Source organism: Glycomyces sp. NPDC046736 (genome assembly GCF_040645615.1).
Classification (GTDB): domain Bacteria; phylum Actinomycetota; class Actinomycetes; order Mycobacteriales; family Micromonosporaceae; genus Glycomyces.
Window position 1 is genome coordinate 159,830 of sequence record NZ_JBEYYO010000008.1, and the last position, 23,375, is coordinate 183,204.

22 protein-coding genes are annotated in these 23,375 nt (G+C 71.3%); 8 read left to right on the top strand and 14 right to left on the bottom strand.

What is annotated here, in order from left to right; translation table 11 throughout:
- Positions 1 to 23 precede the first annotated feature (23 nt).
- The 8 genes from mnhG to AB0B28_RS10695 form a co-directional block, all read right to left on the bottom strand.
- Positions 24 to 428: a monovalent cation/H(+) antiporter subunit G gene (mnhG, locus tag AB0B28_RS10660; RefSeq protein ID WP_360119444.1), complete on the bottom strand. Its 405-nt coding sequence runs from the start codon at positions 426 to 428 to the stop codon at positions 24 to 26.
- Positions 425 to 685, bottom strand: a complete 261-nt coding sequence (locus AB0B28_RS10665) for a monovalent cation/H+ antiporter complex subunit F (RefSeq protein ID WP_360119447.1) — start codon at positions 683 to 685, stop codon at positions 425 to 427. Before AB0B28_RS10665 ends, mnhG begins: the two co-directional genes overlap by 4 nt.
- Positions 682 to 1,245: a Na+/H+ antiporter subunit E gene (locus AB0B28_RS10670; RefSeq protein ID WP_360119449.1), complete on the bottom strand. Its 564-nt coding sequence runs from the start codon at positions 1,243 to 1,245 to the stop codon at positions 682 to 684. Before AB0B28_RS10670 ends, AB0B28_RS10665 begins: the two co-directional genes overlap by 4 nt.
- Positions 1,242 to 2,768, bottom strand: a complete 1,527-nt coding sequence (locus tag AB0B28_RS10675) for a Na+/H+ antiporter subunit D (protein ID WP_360119451.1) — start codon at positions 2,766 to 2,768, stop codon at positions 1,242 to 1,244. Before AB0B28_RS10675 ends, AB0B28_RS10670 begins: the two co-directional genes overlap by 4 nt.
- Entirely contained in the window at positions 2,765 to 3,217 is a 453-nt protein-coding gene (locus AB0B28_RS10680) for a Na(+)/H(+) antiporter subunit C (RefSeq protein ID WP_360119453.1), read from the bottom strand. Before AB0B28_RS10680 ends, AB0B28_RS10675 begins: the two co-directional genes overlap by 4 nt.
- The gene (locus AB0B28_RS10685; RefSeq protein WP_360119455.1) at positions 3,214 to 6,051 is read right to left on the bottom strand and encodes a Na+/H+ antiporter subunit A; all 2,838 of its coding nucleotides are present in this window, start codon (positions 6,049 to 6,051) and stop codon (positions 3,214 to 3,216) included. The genes AB0B28_RS10680 and AB0B28_RS10685 overlap by 4 nt, the downstream gene beginning before the upstream one ends.
- A gap of 581 nt (positions 6,052 to 6,632) precedes the next feature.
- The gene (locus AB0B28_RS10690) at positions 6,633 to 7,484 is read right to left on the bottom strand and encodes an ABC transporter permease (protein WP_360119457.1); all 852 of its coding nucleotides are present in this window, start codon (positions 7,482 to 7,484) and stop codon (positions 6,633 to 6,635) included.
- Positions 7,481 to 8,374, bottom strand: coding sequence for an ATP-binding cassette domain-containing protein (locus AB0B28_RS10695; RefSeq protein ID WP_360119459.1), 894 nt, complete (start codon positions 8,372 to 8,374; stop codon positions 7,481 to 7,483). The genes AB0B28_RS10690 and AB0B28_RS10695 overlap by 4 nt, the downstream gene beginning before the upstream one ends.
- A 140-nt stretch (positions 8,375 to 8,514) precedes the next feature.
- On the opposite strand from AB0B28_RS10695, the gene AB0B28_RS10700 reads away from it, so the two are divergent.
- Complete coding sequence (locus tag AB0B28_RS10700) at positions 8,515 to 8,679, top strand: hypothetical protein (protein ID WP_360119461.1); 165 nt, start codon at positions 8,515 to 8,517, stop codon at positions 8,677 to 8,679.
- A 10-nt stretch (positions 8,680 to 8,689) separates the two neighbouring features.
- Here the strand turns inward: AB0B28_RS10700 and AB0B28_RS10705 are convergent, their stop codons facing one another.
- A complete protein-coding gene (locus AB0B28_RS10705) occupies positions 8,690 to 9,481 on the bottom strand; it encodes a siderophore-interacting protein (RefSeq protein ID WP_360119463.1) in 792 nt (263 codons plus the stop codon).
- Between the two features lie 102 nt (positions 9,482 to 9,583).
- Here AB0B28_RS10705 and AB0B28_RS10710 point away from each other — a divergent pair, with 102 nt between their 5' ends.
- The gene (locus tag AB0B28_RS10710; RefSeq protein WP_360119465.1) at positions 9,584 to 10,537 is read left to right on the top strand and encodes an ABC transporter substrate-binding protein; all 954 of its coding nucleotides are present in this window, start codon (positions 9,584 to 9,586) and stop codon (positions 10,535 to 10,537) included.
- A 132-nt stretch (positions 10,538 to 10,669) separates the two neighbouring features.
- Here the strand turns inward: AB0B28_RS10710 and AB0B28_RS10715 are convergent, their stop codons facing one another.
- Both AB0B28_RS10715 and AB0B28_RS10720 read right to left on the bottom strand, forming a co-directional pair.
- Positions 10,670 to 11,779, bottom strand: coding sequence for an iron chelate uptake ABC transporter family permease subunit (locus tag AB0B28_RS10715; RefSeq protein WP_360119467.1), 1,110 nt, complete (start codon positions 11,777 to 11,779; stop codon positions 10,670 to 10,672).
- Positions 11,776 to 12,792 (bottom strand): iron chelate uptake ABC transporter family permease subunit, encoded by a 1,017-nt coding sequence (locus tag AB0B28_RS10720; protein WP_360119469.1) that lies wholly within the window; start codon positions 12,790 to 12,792, stop codon positions 11,776 to 11,778. The genes AB0B28_RS10715 and AB0B28_RS10720 overlap by 4 nt, the downstream gene beginning before the upstream one ends.
- A gap of 183 nt (positions 12,793 to 12,975) precedes the next feature.
- On the opposite strand from AB0B28_RS10720, the gene AB0B28_RS10725 reads away from it, so the two are divergent.
- Positions 12,976 to 14,277 (top strand): hemolysin family protein, encoded by a 1,302-nt coding sequence (locus AB0B28_RS10725; protein WP_360119471.1) that lies wholly within the window; start codon positions 12,976 to 12,978, stop codon positions 14,275 to 14,277.
- On the opposite strand, the gene AB0B28_RS10730 is transcribed toward AB0B28_RS10725, so the two are convergent.
- A complete protein-coding gene (locus AB0B28_RS10730; protein WP_360119473.1) occupies positions 14,222 to 15,667 on the bottom strand; it encodes a serine hydrolase domain-containing protein in 1,446 nt (481 codons plus the stop codon). The genes AB0B28_RS10725 and AB0B28_RS10730 overlap by 56 nt on opposite strands.
- A gap of 103 nt (positions 15,668 to 15,770) precedes the next feature.
- On the opposite strand from AB0B28_RS10730, the gene AB0B28_RS10735 reads away from it, so the two are divergent.
- Entirely contained in the window at positions 15,771 to 17,018 is a 1,248-nt protein-coding gene (locus AB0B28_RS10735) for a histidine kinase (RefSeq protein WP_360119475.1), read from the top strand.
- On the opposite strand, the gene AB0B28_RS10740 is transcribed toward AB0B28_RS10735, so the two are convergent.
- A complete protein-coding gene (locus AB0B28_RS10740) occupies positions 16,949 to 17,491 on the bottom strand; it encodes a TetR/AcrR family transcriptional regulator (RefSeq protein ID WP_360119511.1) in 543 nt (180 codons plus the stop codon). The genes AB0B28_RS10735 and AB0B28_RS10740 overlap by 70 nt on opposite strands.
- A gap of 141 nt (positions 17,492 to 17,632) precedes the next feature.
- Here AB0B28_RS10740 and AB0B28_RS10745 point away from each other — a divergent pair, with 141 nt between their 5' ends.
- Both AB0B28_RS10745 and AB0B28_RS10750 read left to right on the top strand, forming a co-directional pair.
- Positions 17,633 to 18,172 (top strand): hypothetical protein, encoded by a 540-nt coding sequence (locus AB0B28_RS10745; protein WP_360119477.1) that lies wholly within the window; start codon positions 17,633 to 17,635, stop codon positions 18,170 to 18,172.
- Between the two features lie 17 nt (positions 18,173 to 18,189).
- Complete coding sequence (locus AB0B28_RS10750) at positions 18,190 to 18,540, top strand: hypothetical protein (protein WP_360119479.1); 351 nt, start codon at positions 18,190 to 18,192, stop codon at positions 18,538 to 18,540.
- 159 nt (positions 18,541 to 18,699) lie between these two features.
- On the opposite strand, the gene AB0B28_RS10755 is transcribed toward AB0B28_RS10750, so the two are convergent.
- On the bottom strand, positions 18,700 to 22,353 hold the full coding sequence (locus tag AB0B28_RS10755; protein ID WP_360119481.1) for a CHAT domain-containing protein: 3,654 nt from the start codon (positions 22,351 to 22,353) through the stop codon (positions 18,700 to 18,702).
- Between the two features lie 67 nt (positions 22,354 to 22,420).
- Here AB0B28_RS10755 and AB0B28_RS10760 point away from each other — a divergent pair, with 67 nt between their 5' ends.
- Both AB0B28_RS10760 and AB0B28_RS10765 read left to right on the top strand, forming a co-directional pair.
- Positions 22,421 to 22,633 (top strand): hypothetical protein, encoded by a 213-nt coding sequence (locus AB0B28_RS10760; protein WP_360119483.1) that lies wholly within the window; start codon positions 22,421 to 22,423, stop codon positions 22,631 to 22,633.
- Positions 22,630 to 23,250 carry a hypothetical protein gene (locus tag AB0B28_RS10765; protein WP_360119485.1) on the top strand — a complete coding sequence of 207 codons (621 nt, stop codon included), beginning with the start codon at positions 22,630 to 22,632 and terminating at the stop codon, positions 23,248 to 23,250. The genes AB0B28_RS10760 and AB0B28_RS10765 overlap by 4 nt, the downstream gene beginning before the upstream one ends.
- The last annotated feature ends 125 nt before the right edge of the window (positions 23,251 to 23,375 follow it).

Here is a 23,375-nt window from a genome sequence, read left to right on the forward strand (position 1 = left end):
CGGGCGCGGGCTGCCGCGGCGGGCTATTCGGCGGCGGGCGGGTTGGCGGTGAAGCGGCCGTTTCTCTCGGCGGAGCGGTCGCCGAACTTGTCCAGGTGCGGCGCGAGCTCGTCGGTGATGAGCAGGTCGGTGCGGGTCTGGCCGTCGCGGTAGGCCGCGCGGCCGACCATGTGGGCCGCGACGGGGGCGGTCGCGAGCTGGAAGAACGCGATGAGCACCATCGTGGTGATGTCGACGACCGTGGCGATGCGGATCGCGCAGCCGATGAGGACCAGCAGCAGGCCGAGCACCTGCGGCTTCGCCGCGGCGTGCATGCGGCTGAGCAGGTCGGGGAAGCGCAGCAGCGCCACGCCCGCGGCCAGGCTGAGCAGCGCCCCGGTGATCATGCAGACCGCGGCGATCGTGTCGAGGACCCCTTCGAGCGTCACGGCTTCTCCTTGGTGACGAAGCGGGCCACGCCGACCGAGCCGGTGATGCCCAGGAGCGAGACCACCACGAGCACGGGCAGCGCGGTCGGGTCGCGGGTGAACGCCGCCTCGGCCAGGATCGCGGTGGCGGTGATCGCCAACAGCACGTCCGTGGCGACGATGCGGTCCAGGGTGGTGGGTCCGCGCACGATCCTGACCAGGGCCATCGCGCAGGCGGCGATGAGCAGGACGGCGACGGCCACGGCGACGTAGGTCATGGCGCTGGCTCCTCTGCGGGTGTGTTGACTCGGCGCAGCTCCTCGTCGGAGCCGATGGCTCGGATCAGCCGCGCCTCAACGTGCAGGACCTCGGCGCGGAGGCGTTCGAGGTGCTCGGCGTCCTCGACCCCGAGCATGTGGATGTACAGCGTCCCGGTCTGCTGGTCGGCCTCGGCGATGAGGCTGCCGGGCACGAGCGAGACGGCCTCGGCGACCAGCGTCATGTTCAGGTCGGACTTGACCCGCAGCTGCACGGCCACGATGGCGCTCTTGGGTTCGCCGGGGCGGAACGCCAGGAGCGCGACCCCGAAGCTGGCGACCACGAGGTCGTAGAAGAACTTCGCGAAGAAGCGGATGACGCCCAGCGGGCGGACCTTGCCGCCGAACTTGACCGGCGGCAGCGGGAACACGATGAGGATCGCGACCGCGATGATCGCGCCGGAGATCGTGTTCAGCCAGGTGAACTCGCCCCACAGGAGGTTCCACACCAGGACGAGCCCGACGATGGCGGTGATCCGGCTGCGGATCCGCTCGCGTTTGGTCAACGGCTGAGGACTCATGGCGCACCGTCCGGGAAGACCGCTTCGATGTAGGGAGTGCGCGACAGCAGGTCGGCCGCCGCTTCCGAGGTGATGTCGAACAGGGGGCCCGCGACCACGGTCAGCGCGACGCTGAAGGCCACCAGCGCCACGGTCGAGCCGACCATGAGCTTGGGCAGCAGGATCGTGGAGCCGTCGGCCTCGTCCTCGACCGTCGGCATGTCCGGGTGGGGCTTGCGCCAGAACGCGAGATTCCAGACCCGGCCGATCGCGTACAGGGTCAACAGGCTCGTGACCACGCCGCCGACGACGACCGCCCAGACCAGGCCGCCGGACTCGTCCACACCGGCCTGGAGCAGGCCGAGCTTGCCGAGGAAACCGGAGAACGGCGGGATGCCCGCGAGGTTGAGCGCCGGTATGAAGAACAGGATCGACAGGACCGGCGCGAGCTTGGCCAGGCCGCCGAGCCGGTCGAGCGCGGTCGTGCCGCCGCGGCGTTCGACCAGCCCTGCGGCTAGGAACAGCGTGGTCTGGATCGTGATGTGGTGGGCGATGTAGAAGATCGCGCCCGACAGTCCGGCCTCGGTCGCCAGCGCCACCCCGAAGAGCATGTAGCCGATGTGGCTGATGAGCGTGAACGACAGGAGGCGTTTGATGTCGGACTGGGCGACCGCGCCGAGGATGCCTATGACCATCGTCAGCAGGGATATCACGAGGAGGACGTCGGCTATTCGCCCGTCGGGGAACAGGAGCGTCTCGGTGCGGATCACCGCGTAGATGCCGACCTTGGTGAGCAGGCCCGCGAAGACGGCGGTGACGGGCGCGGGCGCGGTCGGGTAGGAGTCGGGCAGCCACGCGCCGAGCGGGAACACCGCGGCCTTGATGCCGAAGGCGAGCAGGAGCATGCCTTGGAGCAGGAGCCGCAGGTTGTCCGGTAGCTCGTCGAAGCGCCCGGCGAGCTGCGCCATGTTCAGCGTCCCGGTCGCGGCGTAGACCAGGCCGAGGGCGCTGAGGAAGATCACCGAGGACAGGAGGCTGACCACGACGTAGGTGGTGCCCGCGCGGATGCGGTTCTCGGTGCTGCCCAAGGTGAGCAGCACGTAGCTGGCGACCAGGAGGACTTCGAAGCCGACGTAGAGGTTGAACAGGTCGCCCGACAGGAACGCGTTGGTCACGCCTGCGGTCAGGGCGAGGTAGGTCGGGTGGTAGATCGACAGCGGGGTCTCTTCGTCGCCGTCGGCCGCGCCCTGGCCGATCGAGTAGACCAGGACGCAGAGGGTGACGGCGGTCGAGACCACGAGCATGATCGCGGCCAGTTTGTCGGCGACCAGGACGATGCCCAGGGGCGGGGGCCAGCCGCCGACGGCCACGATCTGGGGGCCGTCGGTCACGGTCATGTACAGCAGCGCCGCCGAGACGGTGAGCGTGGCGGTGAGCGCGGTGAGGCTGACGGTGCGCTGGAGGCCGGGCTTGCGGGCCATCATCAAGGTCAGCGCGGCGCCGAGCAGCGGGATGACGACCGGGAGCGGGACGAGTGCGTTCATCGGCGAACCTGCTTCCCGGGCGGGCAGTCGTAGACGGGGTTGGGGAGATCGTCGTCGTCGCTCTCCTCTTCCTTGGCGTGGGGGCCTTCGTCGCGTTCGGCGAGCTCGATGATGCGGGTGTCCTCGGCGTCGTCCTGGACCTCGTCATGGCCCAGCAGCTGCCAGCTGCGGTAGGCCAGGGCCAGCAGGAACGCGGTGATGCCGAGCGTGATCACGATGGCGGTGAGGATCATCGCCTGCGGGAGCGGGTCGCTCATGCCCTCGACGGGGTCGTCGCCGACGATCGGCGGGGTGCCGAACGAGCCGCCCATGAGGATGAGCACGTTGACGCCGTTGCCCAGGAGGATCACCCCGATGAGGATGCGGGTGAGCGTGCGTTCGAGCAGGAGCGAGACGCCCGCGCCGAACAACACCCCGATAACGATCACGTAGACCAGGTTCGGGGTCATGCGGTCTCCTTCTCGGGCAGGGACAGGGCGTCGGGTTCGTCGTTGGTCTCGCGGTGCCGGTCGATCTCCGCGCCGAGGCTGCGGAGGATGTCCAGGACCAGGCCGACGACGATCAGGTAGACGCCGATGTCGAAGAACGTGGAGGTGACGAAGTGGAGGTGGCCGATCAGGGGGAGCTCGAAGTCGAGGATGGCGCTCTGGAGGACCTGGCCGCCCAGCAGCATCGAGGCGACGCCGGTGCCGACCGAGACGAGCAGGCCGGTGCCCAGGAGCTTGCCCGCGTCGATCGGGGCGGCGGCGTTGAGCTCGGACCGGCCGCCCGCGAGGTAGCGGATGGCGAGCGCGAGCCCGGCGACCAGGCCGCCGGCGAAGCCGCCGCCGGGGTCGTTGTGGCCGGTGAAGAGCAGGTAGATGGAGAACAGGACGATGGTGTGGAAGAGCAGGCGGGTCACGACCTGGAGGATGATCGCCTGGTGGCTGCCGTCAGTCTCGGGCCGCGAGAGCCATTTGACGTGCTCGCCGGTGACCGGCGGGGCCGGGCGTGAGCCGCCGCGGCGGTGCATGAGGCGGTCGCGTCCGAAGATGAGGCTCGCGACGCCGGTCGCGGCCACGAGCAGGACCGCGATCTCGCCCATGGTGTCCCAGGCGCGGATGTCGACGAGGATGACGTTGACGATGTTGTGGCCGCCGCCGTAGGAGACGGCCAGTTCGGGGAAGAGTTCGGAGATCGGGGCGGCCTGGCGGCCGCTGACGGCCACGTAGGACATCCCGGCGGCGACGATGCCGACGGCGATGCCGATCGCGACGCGGAACCGGCGGACCTTCTTGAGCGGGCGCTCGGAGAACCGCGCGGGCAGGCGGCGCAGCACCAGCACGAACATGACGATGGTGACCGTCTCGACCAGGAACTGGGTGAGCGCCAGGTCGGGGGCGCCGTGGAAGATGAACAGCGAGGCCACGCCGTAGCCGGAGACGCCGGTGAGGACCATCGCGGTCAGGCGGCGCTTGGCGAGCGCGGCCGCGATGGCCGCGGCCACGATGACCCCGCCCGAGGCGATCTGGAGCGGGGAGTCGAAGAGCCGGATCGCCAGCGGCCAGGGGCCGTCGAAGGCGAGCAGGCCTCCGGCGAACAGCACCAGCGTCACGAGGATGACGCCGAGGTAGAACGGCAGCGAACCGCGCTGGGTGCGGCCGGTCAGTTCGACCGCGGCGCGGTCGACGCCGCCGAGGGACTGCTTGTAGACCTGACCCGATTTGAACGGCAGTTTCAGCGAGCGCCAGGCGCTGGTGCGGTCCAGGACCAGGAAGAGCCCGAAGCCGACGGCGAGCGCGAGGGCCGAGAAGCCGAGCGCGGGCGTGAGGCCGTGCCACAGGGCCAGGTGGTAGACGTGCTCGGTCTTGGGGTAGAGGTCGGCGTAGGGCGAGAGCAGGCCGTCGGCTCCGGCGGCGAGGAAGCCCGCGACGAGCCCGGCGGTGGCCAGGAGCAGCGGGGCAGCGATGAAGCCGGGGCCGGCGGACGCGGCGTCGGTCTCCTCGGTGTCGGGTTTGCGGGCGAACGCGCCCCACAGGAACCTGAGTCCATAGGCGACGGTGAGCGCGGACCCGGCGAGGAGGACGACGAGCATGGCCCGGCCCCACGTGCCGCCGTCCCAGAACGCCTCGAGCATGGCCTCTTTGGCCACGAACCCGAGCGTGGGCGGGAAGCCGATCATCGAGGCCACGGCCACGGCCGCGACGCCCGCGAGCAGGGGCCTGCGGGCGCCGAGGCCCGAGAGCGAATAGATCTCGCGGGTGCCGGTGGTCTTGTCGACGATGCCGACGATGAGGAACAGGGCGGCCTTGAACATGGCGTGCCCGGCCAGGAGAGCGGCCCCGGCCAGCGCCGCGGTGCGGTCGCCCGCGCCGAGGACGATGCTGATCATGCCGAGCTGGCTGACCGTGCCGTAGGCGAGCATGAGCTTGATGTCGGTCTGGCGCAGCGCGGTCCAGCCGCCGAACAGGAACGTGAGCCCGCCGCAGACCCAGATGACCTGCTGCCAGGGCAGGTCGGCGGCGAACGCGGGGGTGAGCATGCCGATGAGGAACACGCCGGCCTTGACCATGGCGGCGGCGTGGAGGTAGGCGCTGACGGGCGTGGGCGCGGCCATGGCGCTGGGCAGCCAGAAGCTGAAGGGGAAGATCGCCGACTTCGAGAGCGCGCCGAGCAGGACCAGGACCAGGGCGATCACGAGGTACGCGCCGCTGGGGAGGTGATCGGCGACCTCGGAGAGGCGGTAGGTGCCCGCGTGCTCGCCGAGCATGATGAAGCCCATGAGCATCGCCAGGCCGCCGAGGGTGGTGACCAGGAGGGCCTGCATGGCGGCCCAGCGGCTCGCGGCCTTGGTGGGGTCCTGTCCGATGAGGAGGTAGGAGAAGACCGAGGTCAGCTCCCAGAAGACGTAGAGGAGCAGGAGGTCGTCGGCCACCACGAGGCCGAACATGGCCCCGGCGAAGGCCACGAACACGGACGCGAAGCGGCCGAGGCCGGCGTCGTGGCGGGAGAAGTAGTGGGCGCTGTAGGCGAGCACCAGGGCGCCGATGCCGCTGACGATGAGCACCATGACCCACGGGAACGTGGTCATCTGGAAGGAGATCTCCAGGCCGAGCTGGGGCACCCACGGGTAGATCTCGGTGAGCGCTTCGCCCGATCGCATTGCGCCCGTGTGGGTCAGGGCCCACACGAACGTCGCCGCGGGGACGGCGGCGACGACGTACAGGGCTTTGGGGCCCAGCCAACGGACGAACGCGGGCGCGGCGATGGACGCCACGGCGAAGCAGGCAAGCAGGACTAGCAAACGACCCCCCGGGAAAAAGATCACGCCGACTTGGCACGACCTTATCCGCTCGGACGGACGCGCCGCCAAACTCGACGCTCAAGAACCCGGATTGTCTCCGGACTGCGACGCGAAAACCTGCGGCGCTGTCCTCAAGGCACGCAGAAACATGCACGAACATCACAAGCGCCCCCTCCGGATGAGCGGAGGGGGCGCCTGGAGTTTCAGGAGTCGAGTGGCCGGTTCACGTTGCCGGGTCGGCGACGAACGCGAGACCGACGAGTGCGGCGCGGACGAGACCGGCGCGAGGTAGCGGTCTATGCCGTCGAAGTGCGAAATGTCGGCAGGGTCCGCGAAGCCGACGAACGCGGGACCGACGAGTGCGGCGCGGACGGGACCGGCCCGCGCGGCGCCGGTCGAGCCGGCCGCGGTGCGCAACGACGGCCGCGCCGCTTGCCGGACCCGCCTCGGTGCGTGGCAGCGGTCGACGAGCGCGAGACCGGCGAAGAGCATGCGGCGGGGCGGCGGGGCGGCGGTCGAGTCTGACCGCCGCTACGTCGCGGCAAGCGTGAGGCCGAGCCGCTCTTGGCGGCCCGGCTTCGTCACGCTACGTCGCGGCGGCCGATCAGCGCGAATGTGAGGCCTACGAACGCAGCCAGGTAGAGGCCGAGCAGTCCGGCCGCTGCCGGGCCTGCGAGGACGTCGAAGACTCCCGGGGTGGCGGTCGAGCCGCTCGACGAGGCACCGAGCGCTCCGGCGAGGGAGCCCGCGCCCGAGCCCGGGAGTCGGTCCGTCACGACCTCGAATCCGTCGATGAGGCGCGCCGCGCCCCGCAGCAGGTTCTCCACCGCGAGCGTCCACAGCAGACCGAGCCCGACGCTGAGCGCGGGGCCGCGCGTGAGGGCGCCGAGGAACAGGCCCGCCGAGGCCCACATGCCGAGCACGAGCCTGGCCCCGGCCATCGACGCGCCGAGGTCGCCCCAGGCCGGAGCGACGAGGTCCTGCGACTCGATCGCGGCCACGACCGCCGAGAACCCGAGCGTCACGGCCGTGCTGACCACCACGAGCGCGGCCACGCACACCCCGATCGCGGTCATGGTGCCCGCCGCGGCCGCAGCCCGGCCGGGTCCTTGCGTGAGCACGGTCTTCCAAGTGCCCCAGCCGTAGGCGCTGCCGACGGCCAGCGCCGCGAAGATCATCGCGATCGCGCCGCCGAACATGGGCGTGCCCTGGATGACCGTCGCGGGCGCGGCCTGCGGCAGCATCGACGCGAGGATCTCGTCCATCGGGCCGCCTTGGAACGCGTCGGGGTCGCCGGTGCGGTAGGCGATGTAGGGGAACGCGAACGAGAACAGCGCCTGGAGCGTGAGCCACACCCCGCCGAGCACCCAGGTCGCGGGCCAGAGCGCGAGCCTGCGCAGTTCGGCGCGGGTGCTGTCGGTCCATGCGGTCATTTCCGGGCCTCCGTCATCGTCAGGAACACGTCTTCGAGCGAGCGTTCTTCGACCGCGACCGAGTGCACGTCCACGCCGTCGGCCACGAGCTCGCGCACCACGGCGGGCACGTCGACGTCGTGGGCGTCGCCGGTCAGGACGGTCTCGCCGCGGTCGTTCTCGGCGAGGTCGAACGCGGCCAGGGCCCGATGCGCGCGCTCGACCGGTTCGGCGCGCACGGTGAGCTTCCGGGCGCCGCGCAGGTCGGCGACGGTGCCTTCGTAGGTCATGCGCCCGTCCACGACCACGCCGACGCGGTGGCAGCACTGCTGGACCTCGGCGAGGAGGTGGCTGGAGAGGAGCACGGTCTGGCCGTCTTCGCTGAGGGCCTGGATCAGGCGCCGCATCGAGGCCATCCCGGCGGGGTCGAGGCCGTTGGTCGGCTCGTCGAGGATCAACAGGTCGGGCTCGCCGAGCAGCGCGGCGGCCACGCCGAGGCGCTGCTTCATGCCCAAGGAGTAGGTGCGGAAGCGATCGGTGCCACGCTCGGTGAGCTCGACGCGTTCGAGAGCCTCGTCCACGGCGGCGCGGCCGAGCCCGCGGTAGCGGGCCGCGACCAGGAGGTTGTCGACGCCGGAGAGATAGGGGTAGAAGCCGGGGCCTTCGATGAGGGAACCGGTGCGGCGCAGCGCATCGGGGCTGCCGGGGGCGAGCCCGTGGACCTGCGCGGTGCCGCCGCTGGGCTTGACGAGCCCCAGCAGCATCCGCAGCGTGGTGGTCTTCCCCGCGCCGTTGGGCCCGAGGAACCCGTAGACCTCCCCGCGGCGCACGGTCAGACTGATCGCGTCCACGGCGGCCCGGTCGCCGTAGCGTTTGGTCAACCCTTCGGTCGACACGATGTGGTCGTTCATGCCCTCATCGTCGCGCCGCGAGACCGGCCCGGCATCAGCGCGAGAACGTAACCGCACCTCAGCCCGGTGACGTACGGCCCGGGGTTTGCGATCTCGACCCCGGGGTAACCACCGTCCATCCTGCACAGAGGAGGCACCCCATGGCCACGTTCCAAGCCGTCTTCTACCTCATCGCGATCGTCCTGCTCGTCCTAGCGGCCCTCCCCCGGGCCACCCGCCGCACCCGAGGCATCGGCCTCGCCCTCCTGGCAGCGGCCTTCGCCCTCACCGCCTTCGCGGCCCCGACGATCGAAGCGGGCTTCTGACCCTCACCGGTCAGTCGTCGCGGTCGGCGTCCTGTTCGACGCCGAGGGTCCAGTAGGCGGTCAGGTGGACGTCGGGGCGGGGGAGGTTCCAGGTGTCGAGGGCGAGGCGGCGGAGGAGGGTGATCGCGTCGCGTTCGGCCGCGCCCCAGAGCTTCGTGCCGGGGCTGGGCGCGGGTAGGGTCGCGGCCACTCGGGCGAGGGCTGCTCCGGGACGGTCGCCGCCTCGGTGGAGCCAGGTCAGCGAGGTGCCCGCGGTGGTGGGGAGCGACTGCTCGTCCTCGGGGCCGGCCACTTCGACGATGACGCGGACCGGGGCGTTCTCTGGTGCGTGTTCGAGGATCGCCGCGATCGCGGGGACGGCGGTCTCGTCGCCGAGCAGGAGGTGCTCGGGGGCCTCGGCGTCGACCGTGTAGGCCGGGGTTGGTCCGAACCAGATGAACTCGTCGCCTTCGTCGGCGTTCGCGGCCCAGTCCGAGGCGGGCCCGGCCTCGGTGTGGAGCACGAAGTCGATGTCCACTTCGCACGCTTCGGGGCGGGCTTCGCGGATGGTGTAGCGGCGCAGGGCTGGTTTGTAGCGGGCGTAGAGGCTGCGCGCGGCCTCGGCGGTGAACGGTCGCGGGAGCTCCACGCCCTCGTCGTAGAAGTACGCGGCGATGTGCTGGTCGGTGCCGTTGCTCTCGAACTGCGCCAGCTCCGGGCTGGTGAGCGTGACCCGGCGCATGTGCGGGGTCACCAGGCGGGTGCGGCGCACTGTGGTCACCCACAGGCGTCCGGGACGTCTTGTGTTGCGGTGCTTGGTCATCGCTCGCCTTCGAGTGAGGGTGGTCGCCAACGCTTGCAGCAGAAGATAGCTTAGCCTAAGCTAACTTTCGCTCGCATCCGCTTCCGTCCCCGAGGAGTCATCTTGCCGACCACCGCCTCCGACCGCCGCTCGTTCCTGTTCAGCGCCACCGCGACCACCGCGATGCTCGGCCTGTCGGCCTGCGGCGTCACCGCCTCCGGCGACGGCGCCGGGGACGAGGAGGTCGAGACCCGCAAGATCGAGACCGACAACGGCACGGTCGCCGTCCCGGTCGACCCCAAGCGGGTGGTGGCCGCCGAGAACTGGACCGCCTACATGCTCGTCGACCTCGGCATCATCCCCGTCGGCGTCGCCGACGGCACGCTCAACCCCGCGACCGTGCCCCAGGAGGTGCACGACCAGTTGGCCGGGGCCGCCACCATCGGCGCCCCCGGCGAGCCCAACGCGCAGGCGATCGGCGCGCTCGAACCCGACCTCATCATCGACCAGTTCTACTCCGAGAAGACCGCGCCGCTCAGCGCCATCGCGCCGGTCGTGTTCTACCTGTGGGCCGGGGACATCCCGTGGCACACGCAGATCGACCGGATCGCCGAAGCCGTCAACCGTCCCGACGCGCTCTCGCAGGCCAAAGAGGAATACGCCGCGCGCATCGACGAGATCGCCTCCGGCTACGCCGACAAGCTCGCCGACACCGTCTGGGGCATGGTCTCCGGCGGCCCGAACGGGACCTACTTCCTCGGCTCGCCGCTGGCGACCGTGCTGCGCGACCTCGGCGCGACCCTGATCTCGGCGCTGCCCGAGGACGAGGTCGGGTTCCTGGAGAAGTCCTACGAGGAACTCGACCTGCTGGAGGAGTGCGACGTCCTGGTCCACCCGGTCATGTTCGACGGCAGCTACCCCGCGCCCACGCAGGAGCTGCTGGACAACCCGGTCTGGCAGGGCCTCGGCGTGGTCGCCGAGGGCCGGGCCTTCCCGTTCGCGCACTACGGCGTCGGCACCTACCGCTGGGCGGCGGGCGCACTCGACGAGATCGAGTCGATCCTCAAGGAGCTCTAGGGACTCAGGGAACGCGCCGGGCCTCGCCCGGCGCGTTCGCCGCCCGCTTCGTTGTCGGCCTTCAGCGTCCGTCGACCGCGCTCGACACGCACGTTCGCCGGGTCCGTTGGACGGGCCCGGCGTCCCGCGTCTTCAGCGGGCCTTCCAGCGCCGCACCAGCAGCACCGTCAAATACAGGCCGCCGAGCACCGAGCAGGTCGCGCCCACCGGGACCCCGATCGCGGCCGAGTCCGGTTCGGCCAGCGCGAGAGCGGGGAACGTCTCGCTCCACCAGACCGCGACCGGGAAGATCCGGCCCGACACCAGGTGCGCGGCTCCCAAGAGGACCGCGCCGGTCAGCGCCGCCGCGCCCGGCCCGGTCCCGGGGATCCGGGCCAGGCGCGAGGCGATCTGCGGCGCGACCAGCGCGATGAAGGGGATCGGGCCGGTCGCGGCGACCGTGGCCCCGCACAGCGCGACCCCCACGACCGCGAGCGCGAGGCGCGACCGGTCGGGACGCAGGCCGAGCCCCACGGCCGCCTCGTCGCCGAGTTCGAGCATCCGCAGGCGCCGCCCGAGCAGGCAGGCGGCGGTCAGCAGGAGGGCCGCGGCCGGGCCGAGGATCGCCACCGACTCCCAGCCGCGGCCGTTGAGCGAGCCGATGAGCCACAGGTGCGCGTCCTGCGCGGTGCGCAGGTCGGAGCGGGTGAGCAGGTACGAGTTCACCGAGCCGAGCATCGCGGTGACGCCCAGGCCGACCAGGACGAGCCGCACCGCGTCGTTCCCGTCGCGGTAGGCCAGCAGGTAGACCGCGAGCGCGGTGGCGAGCCCGCCGGTGATCGCGCCGGGCGCGACGAGGGCGGTGCCGCCGGTGAAGGCGATCGTGAGGATCGCGCCGGTCGAGGCGCCCGAGGTGAAGCCGATGATCTCGGGGCTGGCGAGCGGGTTGCGCGCCAGGCTCTGGAAGATCGCGCCGCTCGCGCCCATCGCGGCCCCGGCCAGGAGCGCGAGCACCGCTTGGGGCAGGCGCTCTTGGGTGACGAAGTGGACGGCGAGGCGTTCGCCGGTGCCGTAGAACAGCGCGTCCGCCACGTCGGGAGGTGCGATCGGGTAGGCGCCGACCAGGAGTAGGACCGCCACGATGGCGAGCGCGGCGGCGGCGCTGGCGAGGCCGTAGCCCAGGCCGCGGCGGCGGAGGCGGAACGAGACGCGTCCGGGCAGGCGCACGGTCCATGCGCCCCTTGCGGTGTGGTTCGCACTCACAGCCTGGGGACCTTTCCTCGGCGGACCATCGCGATGAACACGGGAGCGCCCAGCAGGGCGGTCACCGCGCCGACTTCGAGTTCGCCGTCGGGCAGCACGACGCGTCCGGCGATGTCGGCGGCCAGCAGCAGGCACGGGGCGAGCAGCATCGAGTACGGGATGATCCAGCGCTGGTCGGGGCCGGTGAAGCTGCGCACGATCAGGGGGATCACCAGGCCCACGAACCCGATCGGGCCCGCGGCGGCGGTGGCCGAGCCGCACATGAGGGTCACGGCGAGGAGGCTCAGTATTCGGGTCCGGGTCAGGCGCACGCCGAGCGCGCGGGCGGTGTCGTCGCCGAGCGCGACGGCGTTGAGGGAGCGGCTCAGCGTCAGCGCGATCGCGATGCCGCCGAACGCGAACGGGACCATTCCGGCGAGGACGTGCGGCGCGTGCCCGGCCAGGGAGCCGATGGTCCAGAAGCGCAGGTGGTCGAACGTGGCGGCGTCCAACGCGGACACCGCGGCGACGAACCCGGTGAGGCAGGCCCCGATCGCGGCCCCGGCGAGGACGAGCCGTACCGGAGAGGATCGGCCGCCGCCGGTGCGTCCGATGAGGTAGACCACGGCCGCGGCGATGAAGGCGCCCGCGAGTGCGAACCAGACGTAGCCCGCGTACGCGCTGATCCCGGCGCCGACGGCGAGCACGACGGCCGCGGAGGCTCCGGCGTTGACGCCGAGGATGCCCGGGTCGGCGAGCGGGTTGCCGGTGAGCGCCTGCATGAGCGCCCCGGCAAGCCCGAGCGAGGCGCCGACCATGAGCGCGAGCAGCGTGCGCGGCAGCCGCAGCTCGTGGATCACGTCCGCGGCGTAGGAGGACCCTGGATGCCACAGTGCGTCCCAGACCTCAAGGGGCGCATAGAACTTCGCGCCGACCCCCACACTGAGGACCACGAGCGCCCCGAGCACGACCGCGAGGACGCCGAGCCCGGCCGCGTTCGGAGCCCGCCCGCGCGCGGGAGCATCGACTGGCACAGGGGTTCCGATCTGCCGAGAGAACTAAGGTTAGGCAAACCTATTTCACGACTGTGAAACCGCCTCGACGAGCCCCCGCGAACCGAGGCCTCACCCACGCTTCTCTCGCTCGGCCCGCAGGGGCTCGTGGCCGCCGGAAGGCCGCAAGTAGGCTCGCCGCAACAGATTGGGAGGTCGGTCTTCGTGGGCGGGTATGGGGTTCAGCTGGGGCTGGTAGTCGTGCTGATCGGGGTGAACGCGCTGTTCGCGGGGAGCGAGATGGCGCTGGTGACCCTGCGGGACAGCCAGATTCAGCGTCTGGAGCGCAGTTCGAAGGGCGGGCGGATCCTCGCGAAGCTCTCAAGGGACCCCAACCGGTTCCTCGCCACGATCCAGATCGGGATCACGCTGGCGGGGTTCCTGGCCTCGGCCACCGCGGCCGTGGCGCTGGCGCAGCCGATCGTCCCGCTCCTGTCGGTGTTCGGGACCGCCGCCGACTCGATCGCGATCGTGATCGTGACGCTCGTGCTCACGTTCGTGACCTTGGTGTTCGGCGAGCTCGCCCCCAAGCGGATCGCGATGCAGCGGGCCGAGCGGTGGGCGCTCTTGGTGGCACGCCCGCTCGACCTCCTGGCGAGCCTGGCCCGGCCGGCGGTGTGGCTGCTGGGGCGCTCGACCGACCTGGTCGTGCGCATCACCGGCAACGACCCGGCCGCGGCCCGGGACGAGGTCACCACCGAGGAGATCCGCGACCTCATCGCCACGCAGGGCGACATCTCCGCCGACCAGCGCACGATCCTCTCCGGGGCCTTCGAGATCGCCGAGCGGGTGCTGCGGGAGATCGTGATCCCGCGCCGCGACGTGACCTCGGTCGCCGCGACCACGCCTGCTCCAGAAGCCGTGCAGGTCTTGATCGAGGCGGGCCACTCGCGCGCGCCGGTGCTGGGGCCCAACGGGATCGACGACATCGTCGGGGTGGTGCACCTGCGCGAGCTGGTCGGCACCGACGCCCCCGTGGGCGAGCGGGCCCGGCCGTGCATGATGGTCCCCGAGAGCCTCAAGGTCACCGACGCGCTCCGCCAGATGCGCGCCGGGCACGAGCAGTTCGCGGTCGTGGTGGACGAGTACGGGGCCGTCGAGGGCATCGTGACCATGGAGGACCTGGTCGAGGAGATCGTCGGCGAGATCTACGATGAGTTCGACCGCGACATCGAGACCGTCCAGCGCGAAGTCGACGACGCGATGGTCCTCCCCGGCGGCTTCCCACTGCACGACCTCCCCGACCTGGGCGTCGAACTCTCGCCCCACTCCGGGCACGGCGACTACACCACCGTCGCGGGCCTCGTGCTCGACCACCTCGGCCACGTCCCCACCACTCCGGGGGAAACCGTCGCGGTCGACGACTACACCTTCGAAGTCCTCGACGTGGAGCGCCGGGCGATCACCAGCATCAGGCTTCGCCGCGTCCCGCGAGCGCCCGAACCCGAAGCGCCCGAAGACGAATGACCGACCCCGCGATGCCGCACGCGACGAGGATCGCGAGTGAGGCGGGCAGCGTCGGAATCAGGTGCCACACCAGGGTCCAGGTGACGTCGCGGGCGCTCAGCGCGCTCAACAGGAACGGCAGCAGCAGGAGCAAGGCGGCCAAGGCGAATGTGGGGAGTGCGGTCAGGCCGATCCGCCAGCGCGGGGCCCGGGCGCGGCGCTCGGCCCAGGACCCGGCCTTGAACACGCGTCGGATCAGCAGCCCGATGCCGAGCAGGGCGGTCGCGGTCAGGACCATGTCGAGGATGAACGCGAGCGGCAGCGCGGTCTCGTACGAATCGCCTTGGGAGAGCGCGATGAGGCCCTCCATGATCGCCTCGGTCTCGGCTTCGAGGGGTTGGCGACTGTTGGACATGACCGCGAACCCGTAGCCGGACTCGGGCAGCAGCCGGATTTCGGCGGTGTAGGTGAACGTCGATCCGGTGTGGACGGTCTGCGGCGTGCCGTCGACTTCGTAGGTGTCCCAACCGAGTCCGTACGCGACTTCGGGGCTCGACGGGGCGTGCATGGCCTCCAGGGTCGCAGGGGAGACGAGCGGTTCGCCGGTGCCCGCGTTGACCAGCAGCCAGGCGGCCAGGTCGTCGGCGGTCGAGACGATTCCGGCCGAGCCCGAGACGAACCGGTCGGAGGCCTCACGGACGAGGTTGAGGCCGAACCAGCGGTTGTGGCCCTCGGCGAGGCCCTCGACCGGGTCGGTCTCGTTCACCAGCGCGAGCGTGGCGTCCATGCCCGCCGGTGCGAACACGCGCTCCCGGAGGTAGTCCTCGAAGGACTGGCCGCTGGCGACCTCCACGATGCGGGCCGCGATCTGGTAGTTCGGGTTGTGGTAGTGGTGCTCGGCACCGGGATCGGCGGCGAGGTCCACCGTGGACACCGCCTTCACGGCCTCCGCGAGCGAGTCGGGCTGGGCGATGGCGCTCTCGTGGTGGACCGCGTCCGACAGGCCCGAGGTGTGGTTGAGCAACTGCCGCACGGTGATGTCGGCACCGCGCCCGTCGGCCGTGGCGAACTCCGGCAGGTACGACACGACCGGTTCGTCAAGGGCGACCTCGCCCGCCTCGACCAGCTGCATCACCGCGAGCGCGGTGAAGCCCTTGGACACCGACCCGATGGGCATGAGCGTCTCGGCGGTGACCGGTTCGCCTTCCGAGGTGTGCCCGTAGCCGCCGACATGGACGATCTCGTCGCCGCGGGTCACCGCGACCGCGACGCCGGGCAGGCCGGTCGGTCCGAGGTGCGCCGAGACCAGGTCGCGGACCGCGGCGAGGTCGAAGTCGGTCTGGGCGGCGGCGGGGCCGGGTGTCAGGCCCACCGCCGCGAGCGCGGCGACGAGCGTCAGGAGCGTTTTCACAACGCAAGCGTCACTTCGGAATCGGGCGTGCCGCATCGGTTCGAAGGCCGATTCGGGTCGGCAATTCGGCCGAGGAGGTGACGCGGGCGGCTACCTTGTCGAGGTGACCCGACTGCAGCGACTGCGCCCACTGATGCTGCGGTTCGGCGTGGTCGCGGGGCTGGGCGCGATCCTGGTGGCCGAGTCGGTCTCCCGCGGCGCGGGGCCGCCGCCGATCGCCTCCCCTACGGCTTGGGCGCAGGCCGCGTTGTGCGCGTTCGCGATCGCGGTGTGGGCCTGGTATCGGCCGGGGCGCAAGCGCTGGATCGCGGCCGTCGCGGTCCTCTCGCTGGCATCGTCGGCGCTGGCCGTCGCGACCGGTCCGGCATCCCCTGAGGTCGCGGGCGCGGTGGTGCTGGGCTGGGTGTTCGCGCCCGGCGGCGGTCTCGGTGCGGCCGAAGGCATCGCGCTCCTGCTGTTGCTGCTGCACGCGGTGCGGCACTGGGACGCCTCGCCCGGTCGATGGGTCGCGTACGCGCTCGGAGCGGCGATCATGGCGCTCAATTTCCGGCTCTTCGCCTACCCGGACTCGGCGGCGGGCGGCGCGGTCGTGTTCGCGCTGGCCATGACGAGCGTGATCGGCTTCGGCGCGTACCTGCGGGGCCTGGACCGGCTGCGCCGCGAACGAGAAGCGGACTCGCGCCGGGCCGAGCGGCTCGAACTGGCCCGAGAGATGCACGACTTCGTGGCGCACCACGTGACCGGCATCGTGGTCCTGTCGCAGGCGGCGCAGGCCACGAACCCCGATCCGCCCTGCGAGTTCGCCGACATCGAGCAGGCGGGCCTGGCCGCGCTGGCCTCGATGCGGCGGACGGTGACGAATTTGCGAGAGGACGAGAGCGCCGAGGCGAGCCCGGTCGGGGAGCTCGCGCAGATCGAGGAGCTGGTGGACCGCTTCGCGCGGGACGGCACCGACGCGTCGTGCTTCATCTCCCCCGCGCTGGGGGACGCGGTGTCGCCACAGGTCGCGGCCACGGCGCATCGGATCGTGCGCGAGGCGTTGACGAACGTGCGCAAACACGCCCGCGACGCCCGGCAGATCCGAGTCGTGCTGGCGGCCGCGAGCGGTGAGGGCCTCGAAGTCGCGATCCGCGACGACGGGCGCTCCGCTTCGGGTCCGCTGGCCGAATCCGGCGGCGGCATGGGGTTGCGGGGCCTGCGCGAACGCGTCGCGGCGGCGGGCGGCAGCCTGCAAGCCGGGCCCCGGGCCGAAGGCGGCTGGGAGACGAAGGCGTGGCTGCCTCAGAGGCCGACGACGGCTCGGCCGCTGCGCAGGAACGACGCGGCGAGCGTGCCGGGCTCGTCGAGGTAGCCGGCGACCATCGCACCGTCGCGGATGAGCATGAGGTCCTCGGCGGCCTCGCCCGGATGCGCCGGGGCCAGCGGTGACACGAGCCGTTCGAAGGCCGAGCGGTACCAGTCCCGGTGGGCGTCCACGACCCGGCGCACAGCGCTCTCGGGGTCGGGGTACTCGGCGGCGGCGTTGATGAACGGGCAGCCGCGGAAGCCGGGGGCGCACGCGAGCATGCCGATCTGCTCGGCGATCAGGCGCAGCGTGGCATCGACGTCGCCGTTGCCGTGCGCGATCGCCGCGTCGACGCCGTCGCGCTCGAGCTGGGCGCGGCGACCGAGGTAGGCGACGATGAGGTCGTCCTTGCTCTTGAAGTGCCGGTAGAAGGTGACCTTCGTGGTCGCGGCCTTCTCGATGACCTTCTCCACGCTCACGGCGCGCAGGCCCTGCGCGTAGAACAATTCGGTCGCCGCTTCGAGCAGGCGTTCGCGCATCGGATTGTCCACGTCGGCCATCCTACGTTCCCCTCGCGCCTCGGTTGCGGATCGCGTCTTCGGTCGTCTATGCTCGCCTCAGGTAGAGTTACTAGTCATTCTACCTCAGATGTTCGAGCTTCCAACCGAAAGAAGACCGCCATGACCAGCACCGCCGCCGGCGCACTCCGCAGGCTGTACTTCATCCGCTTCGGATTCGCGATCGCCTGGGCGGTCGCGCTCGGTGTGACCGCCTCCTCGCTGACGCCGATCAGCGTGGCCCTGCTCGTGGTCTACCCGCTGTTCGACGCGGCGGCCGCGATCGTCGACTTCCGCACCTCGGACGCGACGGGCCCGCGCGCCGCGCTCATCCTCAACCTCGGCTTGAGCACGGCGACGGCGGCCGCGCTCGCGTTCGCGGTCGCCTCGGGCATTCCCGCGGTCCTGATCACGTGGGGCGCCTGGGCCATCGCCGCGGGGATCGTGCAACTCGTGGTCGCGATCAAGCGCTACCGGCTCGGCGGGCAGTGGCCGATGATCCTGTCCGGGGGCCTCTCGACGCTCGCGGGCACGAGCTTCATCCTCATGGCCTCCGGCCCCGACGCGTCGATGACCGCGCTCGCCGGATACGCCACCGTGGGCGGGATCTTCTTCCTCGCCTCGGCGATCCGCCTCGGCCGCAGCGCGCGGACCGCCGCGTAGCGTGCTTCAATGCCCGCATGGCGAAGAGAAAACGCGTGCAGCGGCGGTTCATCGTGGTGGCACGCACGCCGTCCGGGCAGTATCCGCACCCGGTCGAGGTCATGGTGCATCCGGCCGGGCGCGATTCGATCCTCGCGTTCTCGATCGGGCCGCACGTGGTGAACGCGGGCGGCCTGGTGCCGCTCGGCAACGTGCTGGACGAGACGCGCACCGGTCTGAACCCGGTCTTCGCCGAGGAGTTCGACGCGGCCGAACTGCACTGGCTGGTCCCCCACCTCGTGCGCCTGCATGCCGGGGAGGACGTGGCCGACGACATCAAATCGGCGTACCGGGAGATCCACGGGAAGTGGCCCGAGTTCTCCGGTTAGGGGGTGTTTAAGAACTCGCGGCGAGTCGGTATCCGAGTCCATTCGTTCGCTCGCGAGGCGGAAGGCCTTCCCGATCCCGGTGTTGGATCAGGGAGGCCGACAACGAAGCGAGCGGGCGAATGGGCCGGATAACGGCCGTCGGGGGTTCTTAAACACCCCCTAAGGACCCATGTGGACGAAGCGGGCCCAGCGGGTCGTGTCGGCGGGGTCGGCGTCGCGCAGGGTGCTCACCGCGGCGTGGAGGGCGCGGGCGCTGTGCTCGGGTTCGATCCGGTCGCCCTGGATGAGCCGGGCGTAGACGAGGGCGGCGATCACGGGGGCCGCGTCGTCGGCGATCGTCCACAGTGTGCCGATGACGTGTCGCCAGCCGGTGTAGTGCATCGCGGCGGTGAGGTTCACGGCCTCGTCGAGGTTGGTGAGCCCGCCGATCGCGGTCTGGCAGGCCGAGAGGAACGCGAGGTCGCCGCCGGTCGAGGCCGGATCGGTGAGGTCGCCGATGCCGATGAGGCCGCGCTCGCGCCAGTCGTGCGGGATCAGACCGGCGTTCGAAGGGCGCGAGAGGTTCTGGGTGCCGTGGCAGGCCAGGTGGACCCAGCGGTGCTCGCGCAGGGCGGCCGTGACCGCCGCGTGGGTGGCCTCGGCGTCCTCCAGGACCGTGACGTGGTCGAGCTGGTCCCCGAGAACCTTGCGTTCGAAGCGGGCCCCGCGCAGGTCGCGCAGACCGGGCGTCTCGGCGATCGCGACGATGAGCGGGGTCGAGTCGGGTTGCGGCGCAGTGGGTTTGCGCGCTTCGGCGAGGGCTCTGAGCGTCGGCGTGTACGAGGGGACCGCGTATTCGACGGCCGCGCGGCCGTCGCGGGCGCGGTGGTGACCGGCGGCGTGGACGGGCAGGAGCGTGAGCGGCCCGGTCGGGCACCACCAGATGCGCGGCAGATCGGGATCGGGTGGTCCCAGGTAGCCGAGGTGGCCCAGGACCGGTTCGGCGACGGCGTCCCACAGCCAGGCCAGGACCGGCTCGGTCCCCTGTTCGAGCTCGGCCGAATCGTGCGCCCCGAGCGCGCGCAGGTAGGCCTGGACCTGGTCGAGGACCTCAGGCATCTCGGTCGGCAAGGGGAACGAGGACACGCCGTCCGCGGTGACGATGAGCGCGTCGCAGCGCAGCTCGCTCACGTTCAGGACGACCACGGGGCCGGTGCCTGCGGGCGGCAGGAGCGTCTCCAGGGCCGGTTGCCTGAAGAACTCCTGCGGCCGTGGGAATTCGGGACCGGGGTCGAGGCCGCGGACTTCGCTGATCAGCGCTTCGAGTCGGCGGGCCGCCTCGATCCGGTCGCTTGAGGTCATGGGGCCGAGACCGGCGTGCGGCGACGCGGACGCGTCGAGCACGGTTCGACAGCGCGCGATCGCGGCGGCGAGAGCCGGGTGCGCGAGGCGGAGCGATTCGAGGTCCGAGCGCAGGTCGAGGAGCTGGGTCCAGAGCACTCCCCGGCTCTGCTCCAGGAGCCGGACGGCGAGCGCGTCGTCCCCCAAGGCGAGGGCGCAGGCGGCGGCGTCGGCACCGGTGGTGCGGGCGGCGGATTCGAGGAGGCGCTGCTGGTCTTCGCGGCCGAGGCCGGGCCAGGTCAAGAGCGGCAGCAGTTCGACCGCACTGCGCAGCAACGGGAGTGCGGCCCGGTATCCGGTGTTCGGGTCGTCTGGTTCGAACGTGGCGGCGTGGACGAGCAGGCGCGCGCCGTGCTGGGCTGCCCGGATGCGGTTGGCGGTGTTGCCGGTCGACATCATTGCGGCGCGGCGGTGGAGGTCGGCGGCTTCGCGGCAGTCGGCGGGTTCACCGTCGCGTTCGAAGCGGGCGGTGAGCGTGTTGGCCAGGGCCATGAGCACTTCGGTCCGGTGCGGATGGTCGTCGGGGATCAGCGCGGCCGCTTCTCGTTGCGCTTGCAGGGCTTCGACCAGGTCGGCGTCGTCGCCATTCTGGTCGAAGCGGGTCAGGAGCGCGGTGCCGAGGTCAGTGCGGCTGACCGCGCTTTGGAAGCGGTCGGTGGTCTCGATGCGGGCGGCTTCGCGGTTGACGGCCACGGACTCGTCGAGGTCGGCCGCGCTCGCGTTCGCGTTGGAGCGCACCAGCAGGGCCGTGCCGAGGGCCGAGAGGCGAAAGGCACGTTGGGGGTCGCCCGGGGAGGTGGCGGCGATGCATTCGCGGCCGGTCGCGACGGCCCGGTCGAGGTCGGCCGGGTCGGCGGTCAGGCGGAACCGGGACCAGAGCGCGGACTGAAGGTTGAGCAGGCGGGTCGATCGCCGCGAGTCCGCGGCGGGCGTAGCGCGGGCGGCGCGTTCGATCGCGTCCACGGCCTGGTCGAGATCGGTGCTGTCACCGCCGCGGCGGTGCCGGAACAGCAGCGACTCGCCGAGGCTGCCGAGGATGCCCGCGTAGTCGGAGTGGCGGGGGCCGATGGCGTCGGCGGTCGCGGTGCCGATGCGAATGGCCTCGTCGCGGTCCGCGTCGCTGCCGAGATGAGCCGAGCGGGTCTGAAGGGCGGCCAGGAGATTCCCTTGGCAGCCGGCCCAGTTGGGGTCGCCGGGAGATACGGCCCGGGCCGCGTTCCGGGCGAGGGACACGATCTCGTCGATGTCGACGCCGGGCATGTCGAGGTTGAAACAGGAGAGCATGACCGCGGCGGCGGTAGAGAGATAGGTAGGCAGGCTCGGGTGCTCGGGCGGGGTCGCGTCGACCGCTTCGCGGGCGATGGGGAGCGCGGTGATCAGCGCGTCGCGGTCGCCGAAGGCGACGTGCTTGGTGCGCAAGGCGTTGGCGAGGTTGCATAGGCGAGCGGCGCGGTTCGGGTTCGCTTCGGGGGTCGCGGCGACCGCTCGGCGGTGGACGGCGACGGCTTCCTCAAGGTCGGCGGCCTGGCCGCGGGTCGTGAATCGCCGCCATAGGGCGACGCCGAGTTCGGCGAGCGGCGCGGCGGGGTCGGTGTGGCCGGGGCCGTTCGCGCTCCGGAGGAGGTCGATCTGCGTGTCGAGGTCGGCGGGGTCGCCGTCGCGGGTGTATCGGGTGCGGTGGGATTCGGCGAGTTTGAGATTGAAGACCGCCCGGTTCGGGTCGTCCGGGCTCGCGGTGTCCACTGCCAGGCGGCCGTATTCGACGGCGTGGTCGAGGTCGGTCGGGCTGTCGGTGAGCTCGGCTCGTTCCCGGGTCCATTGGCCGAGGTTGGACAGGTAGGCGGCGATGGCTCGGTGGCCGCGCGGGGCGAGGTCGAGTGCCTTGCGGATCGCGGCGATCGCGTCGTCGAGACGCTGGGCGGCTTCGGAAGTGCGGCGCAGCGAGAAGACGGCCGCGATGTCGGCGTAGAGCGCGTGAAGCTCGGGGTCGTCGATCGCCGTCGCGTCGAGGGCGCCCACCGCGGTGTGGAGGGCCCGTTCGAGTTCTTCGGCGTCGGTGTTGTGGAGGTAGCGGCGCAGGTAGGCGTTGACCTGAAAGGCCAGGAAGCGGGGGTCGTCGGCGTTGCCGTCGAGCGGGCCTTGCACCGCGTCGGGGACGGGGTCGCCGTTGTCGCGGGCCTGGTCGAACAGTTCCAGGGCCTGGCGCAGCTCGTCGTATCCCTCCCCTGTGGGCAGGACTTGGTATCTGCACCAGTGGAACCAGGCGAGGACCCGGGTGCCGGGGGCGGTGAGGTCCGGGTGGGTCTCCATGAGGTCCCGGAGGTCTCGGGCCTCGGCGGCGGCGGGCCGTCCGAAGACCTTCGTCTCGTCGCCGGCGAGGAACGCCTGGACGCGCGCCGCGACCGTGCGCAGCGGGTCGGCTGTGGGGGTCATGGAACTCCAAGTCGCGCATGGGGAACAGCCATCCTATCGGCTGGTCCGATGCCGATACTCTGGGCGAATGAGCGACGAGAGCACCGAACCGGCCGAGCCGGAGCCCGGCCAGGTCCGGATCGAGAACGGCCGGGTCGAGGTCTTCGACGGCGAGCGCTGGGGGCCCTACCGGGCGCTGCCGGAATCGGGCGGGCCGGTCTTCCGCAGGCACACACTCACCGATGTTCGGGCCGACCCCCACGAGCCGATCTCCGCCGACCCTTCAGCCGACGAGCGATGAATCCGCTGCCCTCGCCGCTGGAGGCGATCCCCGACATGCGCGCCACCGCCAAGTGGACGGTGGCTTCACTGGGCGCGGTGGGCGCCGCACTCATCACCGTCGTGCCGTTGACGGTCTTCGACGACCTGCACGGCACCGGCGACCTCGTCACCGCCGCAATCGGACTCGCGCTCGCGATCGCGGGCGTGTGCTGGGCGATCTGGCACACCGCCGAAGCCCTGACCCCGCCGGTGACGGTCATCGAAGACCTCGACGGCAAGGACCTCGCCCCGATCCGGGCGCTCCTCGCCCGCTCCCCCGAGTCCTTCTTCGGCCCGTTCGGCACTTCAGTCGCCGACCTGGCCCGCCACCGCCGCTTCCACGAAACGGTCGAAGCCAACCTCACCGAAGCCCTCGCCGAAACCGCCGACCCCACCGAGACCCAAGCCCTCGAACGCGCCCTCGCCAACGCCGCCACCAACATCGCCCTGGCCCGAACCCTCCACCACCGCCTCCTGGAGTTCACCCACACCTGGCAAGTGAGAACAACCCTCAAAAAAGCCCGAACCCAAACCATGCTCGGCGTGGCGACAACCCTCGCAGGCCTCATCCTCACCGCCACAACAGCCGTCCAATAGCAGCCGACCTACAGCCACGCGATCGGCGCGGAATCCGCAAACGGTCAATTCGCTCCTGCGGCGCGTTTCAAATGTCGCTCCAACCCCGCAGGGACTCCCGGATCACGGCGTCGCCGTGGTCGGGA

Bases quoted from the DNA above. Each gene is read 5' to 3' on its own strand.
- AB0B28_RS10750 (WP_360119479.1), top strand. From the start codon at position 18,190: ATGGCGAAGAGAAAACGCGTGCAGCGGCGGTTCATCGTGGTGGCACGC.
- AB0B28_RS10700 (WP_360119461.1), top strand. From the start codon at position 8,515: ATGGCCACGTTCCAAGCCGTCTTCTACCTCATCGCGATCGTCCTGCTC.
- AB0B28_RS10705 (WP_360119463.1), bottom strand. From the start codon at position 9,481: ATGACCAAGCACCGCAACACAAGACGTCCCGGACGCCTGTGGGTGACC.
- AB0B28_RS10695 (WP_360119459.1), bottom strand. From the start codon at position 8,374: ATGAACGACCACATCGTGTCGACCGAAGGGTTGACCAAACGCTACGGC.
- AB0B28_RS10755 (WP_360119481.1), bottom strand. From the start codon at position 22,353: ATGACCCCCACAGCCGACCCGCTGCGCACGGTCGCGGCGCGCGTCCAG.
- AB0B28_RS10690 (WP_360119457.1), bottom strand. From the start codon at position 7,484: ATGACCGCATGGACCGACAGCACCCGCGCCGAACTGCGCAGGCTCGCG.
- AB0B28_RS10665 (WP_360119447.1), bottom strand. From the start codon at position 685: ATGACCTACGTCGCCGTGGCCGTCGCCGTCCTGCTCATCGCCGCCTGC.
- AB0B28_RS10740 (WP_360119511.1), bottom strand. From the start codon at position 17,491: ATGCGCGAACGCCTGCTCGAAGCGGCGACCGAATTGTTCTACGCGCAG.
- AB0B28_RS10675 (WP_360119451.1), bottom strand. From the start codon at position 2,768: ATGAACGCACTCGTCCCGCTCCCGGTCGTCATCCCGCTGCTCGGCGCC.
- AB0B28_RS10680 (WP_360119453.1), bottom strand. From the start codon at position 3,217: ATGACCCCGAACCTGGTCTACGTGATCGTTATCGGGGTGTTGTTCGGC.
- AB0B28_RS10760 (WP_360119483.1), top strand. From the start codon at position 22,421: ATGAGCGACGAGAGCACCGAACCGGCCGAGCCGGAGCCCGGCCAGGTC.
- AB0B28_RS10765 (WP_360119485.1), top strand. From the start codon at position 22,630: ATGAATCCGCTGCCCTCGCCGCTGGAGGCGATCCCCGACATGCGCGCC.
- AB0B28_RS10745 (WP_360119477.1), top strand. From the start codon at position 17,633: ATGACCAGCACCGCCGCCGGCGCACTCCGCAGGCTGTACTTCATCCGC.
- AB0B28_RS10670 (WP_360119449.1), bottom strand. From the start codon at position 1,245: ATGAGTCCTCAGCCGTTGACCAAACGCGAGCGGATCCGCAGCCGGATC.